Source organism: Streptomyces sp. NPDC014006, from assembly GCF_043088925.1.
Lineage (GTDB): Bacteria > Actinomycetota > Actinomycetes > Streptomycetales > Streptomycetaceae > Streptomyces.
In genome coordinates this window covers 1-17,419 of the sequence record NZ_JBICAJ010000035.1, presented here as the reverse complement: position 1 = coordinate 17,419, position 17,419 = coordinate 1, and the positions used below count along the sequence as shown (strand labels likewise).

6 protein-coding genes and 2 pseudogenes are annotated in these 17,419 nt (G+C 69.2%); 3 read left to right on the top strand and 5 right to left on the bottom strand.

The annotated features are described in order from the left end of the window. A pseudogene (locus ACF1GV_RS41880) lies at positions 1-1,283 on the bottom strand (hypothetical protein); the annotation flags it as partial. Positions 1,284-1,857: 574 nt separating this feature from the next. Here ACF1GV_RS41880 and ACF1GV_RS41875 point away from each other — a divergent pair. Together ACF1GV_RS41875 and ACF1GV_RS41870 are read left to right on the top strand one after the other, a co-directional pair. Further along, entirely contained in the window at positions 1,858-9,591 is a 7,734-nt protein-coding gene (locus ACF1GV_RS41875) for a ricin-type beta-trefoil lectin domain protein (protein WP_391692320.1), read from the top strand. Beyond that, on the top strand, positions 9,588-9,857 hold the full coding sequence (locus tag ACF1GV_RS41870) for a hypothetical protein (protein ID WP_391692318.1): 270 nt from the start codon (positions 9,588-9,590) through the stop codon (positions 9,855-9,857). Before ACF1GV_RS41875 ends, ACF1GV_RS41870 begins: the two co-directional genes overlap by 4 nt. A 190-nt stretch (positions 9,858-10,047) precedes the next feature. Here ACF1GV_RS41870 and argS read toward each other — a convergent pair whose 3' ends face one another. The 3 genes from argS to ACF1GV_RS41855 form a co-directional block, all read right to left on the bottom strand. Beyond that, positions 10,048-11,811 (bottom strand): arginine--tRNA ligase, encoded by a 1,764-nt coding sequence (argS, locus tag ACF1GV_RS41865; RefSeq protein WP_391692322.1) that lies wholly within the window; start codon positions 11,809-11,811, stop codon positions 10,048-10,050. A gap of 470 nt (positions 11,812-12,281) precedes the next feature. After that, positions 12,282-13,412: a hypothetical protein gene (locus tag ACF1GV_RS41860; protein ID WP_391692316.1), complete on the bottom strand. Its 1,131-nt coding sequence runs from the start codon at positions 13,410-13,412 to the stop codon at positions 12,282-12,284. A gap of 51 nt (positions 13,413-13,463) precedes the next feature. Beyond that, complete coding sequence (locus ACF1GV_RS41855; protein ID WP_391692314.1) at positions 13,464-14,654, bottom strand: hypothetical protein; 1,191 nt, start codon at positions 14,652-14,654, stop codon at positions 13,464-13,466. 207 nt (positions 14,655-14,861) lie between these two features. On the opposite strand from ACF1GV_RS41855, the gene lysS reads away from it, so the two are divergent. Further along, complete coding sequence (gene lysS, locus ACF1GV_RS41850) at positions 14,862-16,616, top strand: lysine--tRNA ligase (protein ID WP_391692312.1); 1,755 nt, start codon at positions 14,862-14,864, stop codon at positions 16,614-16,616. A 62-nt stretch (positions 16,617-16,678) separates the two neighbouring features. On the opposite strand, the pseudogene ACF1GV_RS41845 reads toward lysS, so the two are convergent. Next, positions 16,679-17,419: pseudogene (locus ACF1GV_RS41845) on the bottom strand (hypothetical protein); the annotation flags it as partial.

Below are 17,419 nucleotides of genomic sequence, written 5' to 3'. Positions count from 1 at the left end.
AAGGTCGCCGAGGAGATCGTGGCGCCCTTGAGGCTGGTGCTGTAGTTCATCCGCCAGAACGAGCGGGCGGTGCCGCCGGTCTCGCTCTCGTAGCCCACACGGGCGTCGGAGGTGCCGGAGGAGAAGTTCGTGCCGTTCCAGAAGCTCGAGTTCGGGTACGGCTTGTAGGCCACGGTCCAGGCCAGCCAGCCGCTGTTCAGGGTCGGGTCGACGAAGACGGGGTACTTCGTGTCGGCCTTCGTGAACAGACCCGTGTCGGTGGCGTGCAGGTCGAGCTGGGTGGTGCCGGTGCCGTCTCCCTTGAGGTCGACGGGCATGGGGGCGCTGTGAGCGCCGGGCTCGATACCGGACAGACCGGAGAGCTTCAGGACGTCGGCCGGGGAGGCGGTGGAGGTGCGCGGGGTGCCCCTGCCCTCGTCGAGCTCGGGGTCACGGCCGTTGGAGTCCCACGCGAACGGCGTCGGGATGGAACCGAGTTCCTTGCCCGCCTTGTCCTGCACCAGGATGCGGCCAGTGGCCACGTCGTGGTGGAAGACGGCCGTCTTGGACCGCAGACCGTAGGAGAGGGTGGCCAGCGCCTTGGACTGCGCGGCTTCCTTGTTCTTCACGATGAGCAGCTGCGCGAAGCCGCCCTCCTCACGGGCGACCAGGAGCAGGTCGACCCCGGGAAGGACCTCCGAGTACAGGGCACGCGGGCCGTCCAGCACCGGCTCGGGCAGAGCACCGGGCCAGGTGTAGGCGACGGTGTGCCCGGCGATGTCGACCTCGGCCAGCACCGTGTCCCGGCCCTCGGCGAGGGGCGCGCGGGCGAAGGAACGGTCCGCGTGCGCCGGCTTGGTGCCGCTGGAGAAGCGGATCGGCTGGGCGGCGTTGACGGGCTGGACACCCAGATTGCGCGGGGCGTTGTCCACCCGGCGCAGCCGGTTGTCGATCGCCGCCCACACACCCGATCCGGTCCTCGCCCGCATCGGCGTCGCCGTCATCCGCGTGCGCAACTTGCCGTTCGGCAGCGCCCAGGTCTGCGACGTCGCGGTGGTCGCGGTGTCGATCAGGACCTGCTTGCCGGTGCGCCTGGCCTCGGCCTGCGCGGACTTCTCGTCCCGCGGGCCCGTCGAGGCCGGCCGCGCATCGGTGGCTCTGCCGGCTTCGGGTGGTGGAGCGTCGTCGGGTTGCCACCAGGGCAACAGGGCTGCGGTCAGGGCGGCCAGTACGAGGCCGAGGGTGACAGCCAGCCTGGTGCGCGTGCGCACGAAGGGGCTGAGAAAACGATGCGGCGCGGACACGGCGGCGATCTACTCCCGTGTGGACCAAGCGGATACGGACAGCACGAACGGCCCCGGTCGGCAGGCCGCGGGGCAAGGTCGCGCACACGATCACACGTTCGGCACATCCAGTCCACGTATGAAGAATTTATGAAGTTGTGACGATCGATTGAGGAAAGCATGACTCCGCCTTGACCATGCCCCAAGTGCGGCTTTTGATCACCTGATGTGCGGTCATAGGCGTCACTCATGATGATCTTGTCGACTTATCCATGAAGGTGACCATCCGTCAGTTCTCGTCCGGTGCCGCAGATCACATGGGTCGCGGGAACCTTCCTGAATCGACGTTGAAGCGTGTGGGGGCCATGACAGAGGGTGCGGATTCCATCTGTCGTTTTTCTTGCATGCCTTGGTGGGGTCGACGCGTATGCGCGCTGATAGTCCACCGTCGTGGCTGGGGCGGAAACGCCTGGTCATGACGGAGTCACAACGACGGCGCCGCCGGCAAAGCCGCGCGGCGACCGTCCTTTTGTTGTCCTCGGCCTTGTTGGTGAGCAGTCTCGGTACGGAGGCCTGGGCGATACCCGGCCCCGGCATGAACCGGGAGGAGGTCAAGCTCCCGGATCTGCCCGAGCCCACCGCGCTGGACGCGGACGAGGAAGCGGAGAAGAACCTCACCACGGCGCCCGAGGTGCCCATCGACCCGTACGCTCCGACGGCGGTCACGCCGTGGGCGGCGGACACCGGTGTCGCCACGCTCGCGGCGGACGCCACGCCGGGCACCACGGTCCCGGTCGACGACCTGCCCATCGCGGTGGGTGTGCCCGCGGGCACCGATCCGGCGGCGATCGACGGTACGTGGAAGGTCGATCTGGCGGCGCCGACGGCGTCGCAGGACGCGAACGTCTCCGGCATGATCATGAAGGTCACGCCGCCGGCCGACGCCGACCCGGCCGCGCAGGTCTCCATCGCGGTGGACACCACGAGCTTCGCCGACCTGTACGGCCCCCAGGCCGCCGACCGTTTCGGCCTCGTCCTGCTGCCGAACTGTGTCATGGACTCCCCGGACACGGGTGACTGTGCCACGGACGCCGGCACGACCACCATGTCGGGCAAGACGGACGTGCAGCCCGAGCGGCTGCGCTCCTCGGTGAAGGTCGTCGCGGCGGACAAGGCGCCGACGAAGACCAAGGCCGCGAAGAAGGCGTCCAAGCGGAAGATCCTGACCGGTTCCGTGCCGGTCGGTGACCTGCTGGGCGGCAACGCCGGGGTCACGCAGTCCGGAGCGCGTACGGCTGCCTACCGCAGCGGTGACGTCCTGCCGGTCGTCGATGCTTCCGGTCCGCAGGTGATCGGCGCGATGGACACGGGCGCTTCGGCGTCCGGTGACTTCACCGCCTCCCCGCTGCTGTCGTCGGGTGCGTGGGCGGCGGGCTCGTCGTCGGGTGCGTTCACGTACTCCTATGACGTGCAGGTGCCGGAGACCGCCGGTGGTCTGATGCCGAAGATCTCCCTGGGCTACTCCTCGCAGTCGGTGGACGGCCGTACGTCGGCGACGAACAACCAGGCCTCGTGGGTCGGTGACGGCTGGGACTACAACCCCGGCTCGATCACCCGCACGTACGCGAACTGCCGCGAGGACTCCAAGAAGGACGGGTCGAACAACAAGACGCACCGCACGGCGGATCTGTGCTGGGGTTCGGACAACGCGACGCTGTCGCTGGGCGGGATGACCACGGAGCTGGTCTGGGACAAGACCCAGGGCAAGTGGTTCACCGCCAACGGCGACGGTTCGAAGATCGAGCGCCTCACCGACACGGACAACGCCAACGGCGCCCGCAACGGCGAGTACTGGGTCGTCACCACCCGCGACGGCACCCGCTACTACTTCGGCATGAACAAGCTTCCCGGTTGGGCGTCGGGCCAGCCGACGACCGACTCGGTGCTGAACGTGCCGGTGTACGGCAACCACGAGGGTGAGGACTGCTACAAGGCCGGTGACTGGGCCCACTCGTGGTGCACCCAGGGCTGGCGCTGGAACCTCGACTACGTCGAGGACATCCACGGCAACGCGATGTCCTTGTGGTGGAAGAAGGCGCAGAACTACTACGCCCGCAACTTCGACTTCAAGGCGCCGGTCGTCTACGACCGTGACGGCTGGCTGGACCACATCGACTACGGCCAGCGCAAGGACACCCTGTTCTCCGCGACGGCTCCGGCGCGGGTGAACTTCACCGTCGCCGAGCGCTGCCTGCCCGAGGGTACCCTGACCTGCTCGGACGCGAACTTCGAGGACAAGGACCCGGGCAAGTACCGCATCTGGTACGACACCCCGGCCGACCTGAACTGCAAGCAGGTCACCTCGACGTACAAGACGAAGTGCTGGAACGCGGGTCCCTCCTTCTGGAGCCGCAAGCGGCTCACCCAGATCCAGACCTCCGCGCAGCGCCGCACGGACACCACCGCCCGCCAGGTCGTGGACCGCTACACGCTCACCCAGAGCTTCCCCGTGCTGAAGACCGGCCCGAACACGGCCCTGTGGCTGGAGTCGGTGCAGCGCACCGGCTACGCCCGCAACGGCAGCACGGACAAGAGCGTCACCATGAACGCGGTGCGTTTCGAGTCCAACGCCGAGGACATGCCCAACCGGGTGATGCGCCCCAACGACCCCCGCCCCGGTTTCTCCCGGCTGCGGATCGCGCGCGTCATCAACGAGTACGGCGGCGAGACGGTCGTCACGTACAAGAAGCCCGAGGGTGACTGCGCGAGTGGCACAGGCCTGCCGGACAAGAAGGACACCGCCGGGCTGAAGGCGAACACCCGCCTGTGCTACCCCTCCTTCTGGGCGCCGGACCCCGAGGTCGAGGACATCGACTGGTTCCACAAGTACGTCGTGGACTCCATCGAGGAACTCCCCAACGTCGACGGCGCGTTCGCCACGAAGACGGCCTACCAGTACAAGAACCCGGGCTGGAAGCTCGCCGACCAGGAATTCACGAAGAAGTCCACGCGCACGTATTCGCAGTTCGCAGGCGTCGAGCAGACCACGGTCATCACCGGCACCGACGACGCGACGATCGGCTCCAAGCGCTCCAAGGCCGTGACCCGGTACTTCCGCGGCATGGGTGACACCGTGTCCGTGAAGGACATCACCGGCACCGAGATCGCCAAGGACCGCGAAGCCTTCGCCGGCCGCATCGCCGAAGAACTCGACTACGACAACGCCGACGACGCCGACACCGCCTGGGTCTCCCGCTCGATCACCGTCCCCGAGGCCACCGAGCTGGCCCACCGCGACCGCGACGACGGCCTCGACCCGCTGCGCGCCTGGCGCGTCACCGAGCCCGACGAGATCGCCTACACCAAGTCCTCGGGCACCAACAGCGACGACAACCGCACCGAGCGGATCGTCAAGACCCACACCACCTACGAATCCACCTACGGACTGCCCGTCCTGGTGGAATCCCTCGGTGACACGGGCAAAACCGGCGACGAGTCCTGCACCAAGTCCGAGTACATCCACAACACCGCCAAGAACATCATCGGGCTCACCAAGCAGCTGCTGGTGTCGCCGACGACGTGTGCGGCCGCGGACTTCACGAATCTGTCCACGCTGAGCGGTGGCACCCGTACGGCGTACGACGGTCAGGGCTACGGCGTTGCGCTCGCCGACACGACCGAGGGCGAGGCGTCCGAGACCTGGTCGATCAACGGCACCGGTACCGGCTGGCAGTCCGACGGCACCACCGAGTTCGACGCCATCGGCCGCGTCACCCGCACAACCGACGAGGACCACAAGACCTCGGCCCTCCTCACCTACGAGCCGGCCACCGGCCAGGTCTTCAAGATCACCGAGACCAACTCGGTCGGTCACTCCGAGACGCGGGAGATCGAGCCGGGCCGCGGCACGACCCTGAAGACGACGGATGCGAACAACCACGTCACGCAGGCCGAGTTCGACCCGCTGGGTCGGGTCGAGAAGGCGTGGGCGGCGGACCGCGCACCGTCCGACACCGCGGTGCCGGACTTCCGCGCCGTCTACACCGTCCCGCCGTACGTGGAGGGCGAGGACCGCAAGCCGTCCTACGTCACCACCTACTCGCGCGGCTACAACGACAAGATCGACACCTCCGTCACGATCTACGACGGCCTCGGCCGTGAACGTCAGAAGCAGGAGGAGGCCGACGGCGCCGGCTGGCTGATCACCGACACGCTGTACAACAGCTCCGGTGAGGTCTGGCAGACCAACAACGCCTACCTGACCTACGAGGCCAAGCCCGGCGAGCTGTTCTCCCCGGAGGCCGACACCCAGGTCCCCAACATCACCCGCTACACCTACGACGGCTCCGGCCGCGTACTCCAGGAGACCCCGGTCCTCAAGGTCACCGACCCCCTGACCAACGAGACCCAGTCCAAGGAGGTCCCGGAGCGGGCCACCAAGTACGAGTACGGCCTCGACTGGTCCAAGGTGGTCAACCCCCAGGGAACCTCCTCCTACCAGGTCTTCACCGACGCCCTCGGCCGCACGTCCCGGGTCGACACCTTCAACCCGGACGCGCCCGGCGGCTTCACGTCGATGCGCTACTCCTACGACGCGCTCGGCCAGCTGGTGAAGGCGACCAACTCCGCCGACACCACGCACCCGTGGACGTGGACGTACGACCACCGCGGCCGTCAGGACTCCGCCACCGACCCGGACACGGGCACCACGCGGACTTCCTACGACAGTCACGACCGCGTCCTCACCACGACCAACGCCCGCGGCGTCACCGTCTGGAACGGCTACGACCAGCTGTCCCGGCCGACCGAGCAGCGCCTGAACGACGCCAACGGCACGCTGCTGTCCCAGCTCACCTACGACTTGGCGCCCGGCGGCAAGGGAATGCCCTACACCGCCACCCGCTACACCGACGGTGAGGCCTACACGCAGCAGGTCGACGGCTACACCAAGGACTACCAGCCGACCTCGACCACGCTGACCCTGCCCACCACCCTGGCCTCCACCTGGGGCCTGGACTCCTCCTACACCTACTCCTACAAGTACGCCGACAACGGTGTACTCGAAGAGTCCACGCTGCCGAAAATCGGCAAGCTCGACTCCGAGAAGCTGGTCGTCCGATACAACAAGGACGGCAAGCCGCTCTCGATCTCCGGCAAGGACTGGTACGGCTCGGAGACGGCCTACGACCCCTACGGTCAGGTGCTGCGCTCCACGCTCGGTGCCCAGCCCTACCGCGTATGGACGCAGAACACCTTCGACGAGTCCAGCGGTGAGCTGAAGGACCAGCAGGTCTACCGCGAGAAGAGCGACGACCAGTCCCTCGTCTCCGGCAACCTCGTCTCCAAGCGGTCGTACACCTACGACCCGTCCGGCAACGTCACCTCCATCAAGGAGTCGGCGACCGGTATCGACGAGCGCCAGTGCTTCGCCTACAACCCGCTGGGCGAGCTGAAGACGGCCTGGACCTCCAAGGACCAGAACGCCTGCACCGCCCCGAAGAACGCCGACGGCTCGCTGAACGTGGCACCGGGCACCGACAAGTCCGGCTACTGGCAGGAGTACGAGTACGACCTGCTCGGCAACCGCACCAAGCTGACCGAGAAGGACCTCACCGGCAACACCGCCAAGGACGCCACCAGTACCTACGCCTACGGCAAGGCCGACGGCTCTCAGCCGCACACGCTGAGCAAGGTGTCGAAGACCTACACCACGCCGGCCGGCGCGCAGGTCAAGGCCGAGGCGGAGCGTCTGTACGAGCTCACCGGCGAGACCAAGAGCATCACCTCCGTCCAGAACGGCGACAAGCAGTCGCTGTCCTGGACCTGGGACGGTCAGGTCGACCGCATCACGGGTGCGGGCACGGGTGGCAAGACTCCGTATGTGGGTCTCGCCGACAAGTGCCTGGACCTCAAGGGCGGTCTGGCTGTGGCCGGTACCGCGCTCCAGCTGTACGGCTGCAACGCCTCCCCGGCGCAGAACTGGCGCTTCAGCCAGACCCCGGGCGGGACCAGTCCCGACCAGGGCACGCTGAACGTCTACGACAACTGGTGCGTCCAGCCCACCGGCAACACCGCCGGATCCGCGGTCCAGATCCAGAAGTGCAACGGCACGGCCGGCCAGGAGCTCAAGCGCAACGCCTCCGGTCAGCTCACCCACGTGGCTTCGGGCCTGTGCTTGTCGGTCCAGGGCGCCAACTCGGCGAACTCGACCCCGATCGTGCTCGCCACCTGCGACGCCACCAAGGCCGAGCAGCTGTGGGCGCCGCAGAACGACACCCGCTACATCTACGGCTCCGATGGACAGCGTCTGCTGACCATCAAGGGGAAGCAGGCCACGCTGACCCTCGGGGATGCCGAGGTCACCGTCCAGAAGGGCGGCGTCCTCGTCAACACCCAGCGCACCTACGACGCCCCCGGCGGCGCGGTCATGCGCTACGCCTACGGCACCGGCGCCGACAAGCTGGTCGCCATCACCGGTGACCATCAGGGCAGCCCGTACGCCGAGGTCGCCCTGGACGGCGGCATGTCGGTCCGGATCCGCAAGCAGGACCCGTTCGGCAACCAGCGCGGTACGGACACGGCCGGCGTCAACCGGCAGCAGCACGCAGGGTTCCTGGGTGCGGCGAACGATGACAGCTCCGGCTTCGTGCCTCTCGGCGCTCGTCTGTACGACCCGGTGGTCGGACGCTTCCTGTCCGTCGACCCGGTGCTGGACCTGAACGACGTCCTTCAGTCCAATGGGTACGAGTACGCGCACAACAACCCCGTGACGTTCTCCGACCCGTCGGGTCTGTCCATCGCGCTGACCGCTTCCGAGCGGGCCGCAGCCCTCGCGGGCGCGGGTCTGTCCGCGGCGCAGGTCGCGCAGGCGCAGGCGATGCAGGGCAAGTCCCTCACCTCGGTGATCCTGGCCGTGGCGTGGGAGACGCTGAAGGACTTCATCGGCATCAACGACGCCATGGCGTGCTTCGGCGGTGACATGTGGTCCTGCATCAGCATCGCGGTCGACGCCATCCCGTGGACCAAGCTGGGCAAGATCCCGTCCGTCATCAAGGCCGTCAAGCGGACCATCAAGGCGGTCGAGTCGTTCAAGGCGGCCAAGAAAGCGGCCGAGCTCGTCCTGAAGGCGGCCAAGGCAGCTGAACGGGCCGCGCTGAGAGCCAAGAAACTCGCGATCGAACGCGCCAAGAAGCTGGCGGCGCAACGAGCGAAGAAGAGAGCGGCCGAAGCCGCCAAGAGGACCGCCGACAAGGCGGCCGAGGCAGCCCGAAAGACGGGTAACCCCCGGCACAAGGCAGCCCAGGCCCAGGCGGCCCCGAAGGTGTCGTCCCACACCCGCGGTGGCGGTGGCGGCAAGGGCGGCGGCAGCAGCGGCGGTTCCAAGCCCGGCGGCAAGTCCGGCGGCTCCTCCAAGAGCAACGGCGGAACCAGCGGCAGCGGCGGCTCGGGCAAGGCTGAGGGCGGCGAGAGCGGCGGGACGTGCAACAGCTTCGTCCCCGGCACCAAGGTCCTCATGGCCGACGGCACCACCAAGCCGATCGAGAAGGTCAAGACCGGCGACAAGATCGTCACCACCGACCCGAAGACCGGCGAGCGCCGGATCGAGACGGTCACGGCCGAGATCAAGGGCCACGGCCTGAAGCACCTGGTCAAGGTCACGATCGACGTGGACGGAAAGAAGGGCGGCAAGACGGCCCAGGTCACCGCGACCGACGGCCACCCCTTCTGGGTTCCCGAGCTGCACACCTGGATCAAGGCCACCGACCTCAAGGCCGGCGAGTGGCTGCAGACCAGCGCGGGCACGTACGTCCAGATCGCCGCTCTGGAACGCTGGACGGCCCACGACACCACCGTGCACAACCTGACGGTGTCCGACGTCCATACGTACTACGTCGTGGCGGCCGGCACCTCCGTCCTCGTCCACAACTGCAATGACCTTGCGGATGCCACGGACCTGGACCTGGGCGCGGCCGCACTGCGGCCCATCCCGCCGAAGGGTGGCAAGCCCTTCCAGTACGAATACCATCTGACTGAGGCGGGGCGCGCTCTGCAGAAGCACACCGACCCGGTCAAGCGGACTCCGGAGCACGTGGCCAAGTACGAGCCGTTCCTGCGAGGGGCCAACCGTCTGAACGACAAGGGTGACGTCAACAGAGGCGGAGCGGAGCTGCTGGGTGAGCTGCTGGGTAATCCGAATGCCACCAGAACCATCAGTTCCGCATCGGCCCACTACGGCGGATCGGTGCTCGAGATCATGGATGACGTCACAGGGCGTGGTGCTCGGTGGAGTATGCGCGGTGGCGGAGTCCAGTTCGAGGGATGGCTATGAGAAAGTTCTCCGTTCAGGGCCGCGAGTACGCTGCTCTGATCATCCTGAGCGACCACGACGAGTTCGAGTCCATGGAAGTCGTCGAGATGTCCGACGGGGTGAGAGGTGAGCTACTGCTCGAATTCCGATTCGACAGTAATTCCGCCCGCCTGAGCTTCATCCGTCCTGAGATCGAGATTCCTCTCCTCAGAGCCTCGCTTGAGGTGTTCAGAGAGGAGTTCCTCGAGCCGAGAAGGGCGGGGGGCCTGCCCCTCCCGCCCTGGTAGGAAGGCTCAGCACCTCGTGACCGACAGGTAAGGCGAGCAATCACTGCGGAACCCTCGGCTGGGACACCTCAGCCGAGGGTTCCGCGTAAGGCTGGTGCCGGCCACAGCGCCGCTCCAACACCGACGGCCCCGCCGGGACACCATGTCCCGGCGGGGCCGTCGGTCGTGCTCTGGGTCGGAGCAGTCGGCGTCAGAGCCGCTCAGGCGTCCGGATCCCCAGCAGGGCCATCCCCTGGTGCAGCGTCTTCGCCGTCACGTCGCACAGGAACAGGCGGTTCTGAACCTGCTCCGGCGTCTCCGCCTTCAGCACCGGGCACTTGTCGTAGAACGTCGTGTAGAGCGACGCCAGCTGGTACAGGTACGCCGTCATCTTGTGCGGGGCGTACTCCGCCGCCGCTTCCGCCACGACCTCCGCGAACGCGTCCACGTGCAGGCCCAGCGCGCGCTCCGCCGCGTGCAGCTCCAGCTCCGGGTGGGCCGCCGGGCGGACCTCGCCGGCCTTGCGGAGGATGGACTGGATGCGGGCGTAGGCGTACTGGAGGTAGACGCTCGTGTCGCCGTTCAGCGAGACCATCTGGTCCAGGTCGAACTTGTAGTCCCGGTTCGCCGACGTCGACAGGTCCGCGTACTTCACCGCGCCGATGCCCACCTGGGCACCCCGCTCGGCGATCTCCTCCTCCGAGAGGTCCTGTGCCTTCTCCCGGACGACGGCCGACGCGCGGTCGATCGCCTCGTCGAGCAGGTCGACCAGGCGGACCGTCTCGCCCTCACGCGTCTTGAACGGCTTGCCGTCCTTGCCGAGCACCGTGCCGAACGCCAGCTGGTGCGCCTTCACGTCGTCGTTCAGCCAGCCGGCCTTGCGCGCGGTCTCGAAGACCATCTTGAAGTGCAGGGACTGGCGGGCGTCGACGACGTAGAGGAGCGTGTTCGCCTTCAGGTTGAAGACACGGTCGCGGATCGCGGAGAGGTCGGTGGCCGCGTAGCCGTAGCCGCCGTCGGACTTCTGCACGATCAGCGGGACCGGGTTGCCGTCCGGGCCCTTGATGTCGTCGAAGAACACGCACAGGGCGCCCTCGCTGCGGACCGCCACGCCGGACTCCTCCAGGAGTCGGCAGGTCTCCGCGAGCATGTCGTTGTAGCCGGACTCGCCGACGATGTCGGGGTCGCGGACCTCCATGTCCAGCTTCTCGAAGACGGAGAAGAAGTAGATCTTCGACTCGTCCACGAACTTCTGCCACATGGCGAGGGTGTGCGGTTCACCGGCCTGCAGGTCCACCACCCGGCGGCGGGCGCGCGTCTTGAACTCCTCGTCGGAGTCGAACTTGCGGCGCGCGGCCTTGTACAGGCGGTCCAGGTTGGACATCGCCTCCTCGCCGGACACCTCGGCGCCGCTGTGGTCCAGCTCGTGCGGGTGCTCGTCCAGGTACTGGATGAGCATGCCGAACTGGGTGCCCCAGTCGCCGATGTGGTGCCGGCGCACGACGTTCTCGCCGGTGAACTCGAGCAGCTGCACCACCGAGTCGCCGATCACCGCGGAGCGCAGGTGACCGACGTGCATCTCCTTGGCCACGTTCGGCTGCGCGTAGTCGACGACCGTCGTGCCGGGCTGCTCGGTCCGCGGCACGCCCAGACGGCCGTCGGTGTCGGCGGCGCGCGCGGCGAGGTTCTCGGTGATCGCCCGGTCGGTGATCGTGACGTTGAGGAAGCCGGGGCCGGAGACCTCGATGTCCTGGATCAGGTCACCGGTGGTCACCTGCGCGACGACCTGCGTGGCCAGCTCCCGCGGGTTGGCCTTGGCCTTCTTCGCCAGGGCGAGGATGCCGTTGGCCTGGTAGTCCGCCCGGTCGCTTCGTCGCAGCAGCGGGTCGGCGCCGGCGGCCTCGGGAAGGGCAGCCGACAGCGCGGACGCGAGGCGCTGGTGGACGGAAGCGGTGAGGGACGTGACCGAGGCCATAGGAATGGGTGCCGTTCTCCTCGTGGGGTTCGTGGACACGGCCAGTATCCCATGGGGGGTAAAACCGTTTTCCGGGCTCGCGGCGGGCGCACGGCGTCAGCGGGAGCGGCGGGCCCGTCGTTCGCAGGAGCAGTGCGCCGCCGGTGACGGCCACCGCCGCCCCCGCCACGGCAGTGCAGTCGGCGTTGTTGTTGAGGATGCCGTGGGCGCCGTCGTGGGGCTGGGCGCGGACGTAGGTCACCCCCTCGGAGAGCGTCAGCCGCGCACCGAGGTGCGAGACCCGCCCGGATACGACCACCGCCGAGATCTCCGTGCCGGTCTTCACGCCGGGGCCGCTGTTGCTCTCGGTCGTGTCCATGCTCGCCTGCGCGTCGACCGGGCCGGAGCCTGGCGCCGCCCACGCTCGGGGTGCGGACCCGGCCAGCAGTGCCGGTGTCGCCGCGCCCACGCCCCGCCTTCGGCGTATCCGCTCAGTGCTCCCTGCGACGGGTCCGCCGTGCCAGGGCGAGTGCGCCGCCCGCGACGGTGAGCGCCGCCGCTGTCGCCCCGGCGGCGGTGAGGGGGCCGGTGCCGGTCGCGGCGAGCTGACCGTTGCCGCCCTGCGGAGTGGCATCGGTGCCCGTACCGGTGGCGGGTGCCGTCGCGGAGGCGGTCGACGTCGGCTGGGGGCTGCCGGTCGGCGAGTGCGTCGGTGCCGGAGCAGCCGTCGCCGTCGGCTTGGCGGTCGGGGTGGCGGTGCCCTTCGCGACGTTCAGGACGAGGGTGGTCTTGTCGTTGGCCGGGTTGCCGTCCAGCGGGCTGCTGTCGTAGAGCCCGGTGGGCACGCGCTGCGTGGTGCCGGCGGCCTCGGCGGGGAAGTTCCAGGTGAAGGGCAGCGTGACCGTCTCGCCCGGCGCCAGCTCACGGAAGACGTCGCAGGTGATCAGGTACGGGTCCCACCAGCAGGAACGGTCCATCGTCCGGGGCCCGAAGGAGTCGTTCATGTCCAGGCGCACGGCCTGGAGCGGGACCGCGCCGGGGCCGTGGTTGGTGACCACCAGGGACGTCTTCACGTCCTGCCCGGGCTTCACCGGGCCGGCCGGAGCCTGCCAGGCGATGCCGAGGTCTCCCGGCCGGCGGACCGCCACCTTCCCCGTCGCGGTGTTGTTCCCGGGCTCGGCATCGACCACGTCGCCGATGTCGGCGGTGCTGGTGAACGTCAGCTCCGTCCCCGCCGGCACGTCCTCGCCCACCTTGAGCGACACGTAGGCGGACAGGGAGTCGGTGTGCCCGTCCTTGCGCAGGCAGGTCACGGTCCGGCCGTCGGCGGACGGCGCGCAGTCGGCATCCGCGGCGTCGTCGCGGGTGCTCTGGTACGTCACTCCGGCGGGCAGCGCCAGCCGGATCGCGAGCCGGGGCACCTGGCCGGTGACGGCACGGGCACTCGCGCGTACGCCGACCGTTCCGCCCGGCGTGACGGTGTCGTGGTCCAGAGACTGGTGCGTCTCCACGTCGACCGGATCCGCCGCGGGCGCCGCCTGTGCCGCGGTCGCCGATGCGGCCAGCAGTGACAGCGCGGCCGCGCTCACGGTGGTGGACAGGCGTCCCCAACGTCGGTGCATGTGTCGTCCTTGTCTGGGATCGGGTGATCGGAACAAAGGGTGGGGAGGGGCTCAGCGCGAGCCGTGTTCCCGCCGGCGGCCGCGTGCCGTCAGCACCAGCGCGCCGCCGGCCACCGCCATGGCCGTCGCCGCCGCCCCGGCCAACGTCAGTCCGTCGGCGCCGGTCGCGGCGAGCTCTCCGCCGCCGCCCTGCGGGGTGACGTCGGTGCCCGTGCCGGTGCCGGGGGGCGTCGTGGAGGCGGTCGGCGTCGGCTCCGGGGCCGGCTTCGCCGTGGGCTTCGGCTTGGGTGCAGGCGTGGCGGTCGGCTTCGGCGTCGGTGTCGGCTTGGACGACGTGCCGATCGCGATGACGAGGTCGTCCCTGTCGTTCGCCGGGTCCGGGTCGAGAACGTCCGGGAAGGCGAGCGAGCCCGCCATCGTGTACCTGCTGCCGGCCGCCTTCTGCGGGAACGTCCACGCGAAGTCGTACGAGATGCTTTCGCCCGGATCCAGCTTCCGCCAGATGTCGCAGATCAGCTCGCCCGGGTCGGCCCAACAGCCCGGGTCGTCGGGCGTCGAGGTGCCGTCCCAGTAGTCGAAGCCCAGCCAGAACCGCACCGCGTTGACCTGCGCGGGCTGCGAGCCGTGGTTGGTCACGACGAACCGGGCTGCCACCCGTTCACCAGGTTTCACCGACGCCTTCGCCGGCTTCCAGGCGACGCCGATGTCCTCGCTCACCGCCACCCGCACGGACGCCGTCGCCGTGTTGTCCTCCGGCTTGGTGTCGACCGCGTCGCCGATGACCGCCTTCGCCGTGATCGGCAGGTTGGTGCCCGGGGCCACGTCCCGGTCGACCTGGACGGTCAGACTCTCCCACACGTGTTCGTGCGGGGCGTCCAGGGAGCGGCAGGTGATCGTGCGTCCGTCCGTGGACGGGACGCAGCGCGTGTACTCCAGGTCGTCGTGCGACGAGGGACGGTCGTACGTCAGGCCGGCCGGGAGCGTGATCACCGTCGCCAGCTCCGGGACGGTGCCCGTGATCACGTCCGTCGTCAGGTTCAGCTGGAAGGAGCGGCCGGGGGCCAGGGTCGTCGGCTCCGGCCGCAGGGACGTCCGTACGTCCGCCTCCGCCGGTGCCGCTGGTGCGGCCGGTGCCGCCGGCTGCGTCGGCGCCGCGTGCGCCGCCGGTGCCGCCAGGGCGCCGAGCAGCAGCGCGGCCGCCGCCGCACCGGTGATCCGTGCCCGTCTGCCGCCGCTCCGCATGGTCCCCACCCCTTCGCCGCCCGTCCGTCGAGCAGTTGGACCAGCGGGTGCCGGGAACGGTTGTGCCAAGGATGGGAGAAGTCGTTTTCCGGGTTGGGCCGCGGCCTGGGACAATGGGGGCGCGCGGCCGTGCGACCGTACCGGCCGCCGGCCGAGAACTCCGTCCGAGAACTTCAGAGAAGTCTGAGAACTCCAGAAAAAGAGGACGTGCCGATCGTGGCTCAGAGCACCGAGACCACCGACTGGGTCTCCCGTTTCGCGGATGAGGTCATCGAGGAGTCGGAGCGTCGGGCCCCGGGCAAACCGGTCGTCGTCGCTTCCGGCCTCTCTCCCTCCGGACCCATCCACCTGGGCAACCTGCGCGAGGTCATGACCCCGCACCTGGTCGCCGACGAGATCCGCCGCCGCGGGTACCAGGTGCGCCACCTGATCTCCTGGGACGACTACGACCGCTACCGCAAGGTGCCGGCCGGTATCGACGGCATCGACGAGTCGTGGGCCGAGCACATCGGCAAGCCCCTCACGTCCGTGCCCGCCCCCAAGGGCTCACCCCACCCGAACTGGGCCGAGCACTTCAAGGCGGCCATGATCGAGTCGCTCGCCCAGCTCGGCGTCGAGTTCGACGGGATCAGCCAGACCGAGCAGTACACCTCCGGCGTGTACCGCGAGCAGATCCTGCACGCCATGAAGCACCGGCAGGACATCGACGCGGTCCTCGCCCAGTACCGCACCAAGCCCAAGCCGGCCGACCAGAAGAAGCAGCAGGCGAAGCAGAAGCCGGTCGACGAGGCCGAGCTGGAGGCCGCCGAGGGCTCCGGCGCCGCCGAGGAGGACGACGGCTCGTCCGGCTCCGCCGGGTACTTCCCGTACAAGCCGTACTGCGGCAACTGCGAGAAGGACCTCACCACCGTCACCGCCTACGACGACGACTCCACGGAGCTGACGTACTCCTGCACGGCGTGCGGCTTCTCCGAGACCGTCCGGCTCAGCGAGTTCAACCGCGGCAAGCTGGTCTGGAAGGTCGACTGGCCGATGCGCTGGGCCTACGAAGGCGTGATCTTCGAGCCGAGCGGCGTCGACCACTCCTCCCCGGGCTCGTCCTTCCAGGTCGGCGGGCAGATCGTCGGCATCTTCGGCGGCAAGCAGCCCATCGGCCCCATGTACGCCTTCGTCGGCATCTCCGGCATGGCGAAGATGTCGTCCTCGCGCGGTGGCGTGCCCACCCCGGGCGACGCGCTGAAGATCATGGAGCCGCAGCTGCTGCGCTGGCTGTACGCCCGCCGCAGGCCCAACCAGTCCTTCAAGATCGCCTTCGACCAGGAGATCCAGCGGCTCTACGACGAGTGGGACCGCCTCGACGCCAAGGTCGCCGACGGCTCGGCCCTGCCCGCCGACGTCGCCGCGCACTCCCGCGCCGTGCGCACCGCCGCCGGTGAGCTGCCGAAGACGGCCCGCCCGCTGCCGTACCGCACGCTGGCCTCCGTCGCCGACATCACCGCCGGCCACGAGGACCAGGCGCTGCGCATCCTCAGCGAGCTGGACCCCTCCAGCCCGCTGGCCTCCCTGGACGAGGCACGGCCCCGGTACGACAAGGCCGAGGCGTGGATCAACACCCACGTCCCCGCCGACCAGCGCACCATCGTGCGCGAGGAGCCCGACGCCGAGCTGCTGAAGTCCCTCGACGACGCCGGCCGCGCGTCCCTGCGGCTGCTGCTCGACGGGCTCGCCGAGCACTGGTCGCTCGACGGGCTGACCCACCTCGTCTACGGCGTGCCCAAGGTCCAGGCCGGGTTCCCCGCCGACGCCACGCCCAAGGAGCTGCCGCCGGAGATCAAGACCGCCCAGCGGTCGTTCTTCGCGCTGCTCTACCACCTGCTCGTCGGGCGGGACACGGGCCCGCGTCTGCCCACGCTGCTGCTCGCGGTGGGGCAGGAGCGGGTGCGGCGGCTGCTCGGCGCGTAAGCGGTCAGCGGTATGACAGAAGGGGCCCTCTTCACGGAGGGCCCCTTCTGCTGTCGCCGTGGCTACGCGATGTGGTCGTCCTGCAGTTCCGCGGTGTAGCGGTTGGAGAAGCGGTTCACCATCCGCTCGGCCTCGCCCTTGGTGAGCGTCCTGCCGAACGTCGCCTCCACGTCCTCCCGGAACTGGGCGGCGGTGGGGTAACTGCCGTCGATCGACTTGCGGAAGACCAGGTAGAAGTCCTCCTCGGTCGGCTCCGGCTCCGGGATGCCGCCGCCGTCGCCCAGCTCGCGGGTGCGGTTCGGGCCGACCGGGATGGGGAAGCTGCCGGTCTCCTCCGAAGAGGGTTCGTCGGCGGGGGGCTCCTCCTGGTACTGGTCCTCGTACTGCTCGGCTTCCTGCTGCTCGGCGTACCACTGGGCGTACTGCTCGGCCGGGTCGTAGTTGGGGTCGTAGCCGCCGTGGTACTCGATCTCGCGGGGGATCTGGAACCAGGGGCTCTGGTCGCCTGCGGCTTCGTCGGCCTGCTGCCCGGCGTCCTCGCCGGCCGGCCCGGGGCGCTGCCCGCCCTGAGGTGCCGCCTCCTGCGGGACAGGCGCCGCGCCGGCGGCACGACCGCCCGCAGTGACCGACGTGGGACCAGTGGCATGCGCCGCGTCGAGCTCCGGCCTCGGTGCCGCCGGGATCAGCGCCGGCTCGATCCCGGCCGCGGCGAGGCCTGCCGGGGCGGTCTCCGACAGCGGTACGCCGTAGCGGGCGAGGCGCAGCGGCATCAGGGATTCCACCGGGGCCTTGCGGCGCCAGGC

Bases quoted from the DNA above. Each gene is read 5' to 3' on its own strand.
- ACF1GV_RS41875 (WP_391692320.1), top strand. From the start codon at position 1,858: ATGAACCGGGAGGAGGTCAAGCTCCCGGATCTGCCCGAGCCCACCGCG.
- ACF1GV_RS41870 (WP_391692318.1), top strand. From the start codon at position 9,588: ATGAGAAAGTTCTCCGTTCAGGGCCGCGAGTACGCTGCTCTGATCATC.
- argS (WP_391692322.1), bottom strand. From the start codon at position 11,811: ATGGCCTCGGTCACGTCCCTCACCGCTTCCGTCCACCAGCGCCTCGCG.
- ACF1GV_RS41860 (WP_391692316.1), bottom strand. From the start codon at position 13,412: ATGCACCGACGTTGGGGACGCCTGTCCACCACCGTGAGCGCGGCCGCG.
- ACF1GV_RS41855 (WP_391692314.1), bottom strand. From the start codon at position 14,654: ATGCGGAGCGGCGGCAGACGGGCACGGATCACCGGTGCGGCGGCGGCC.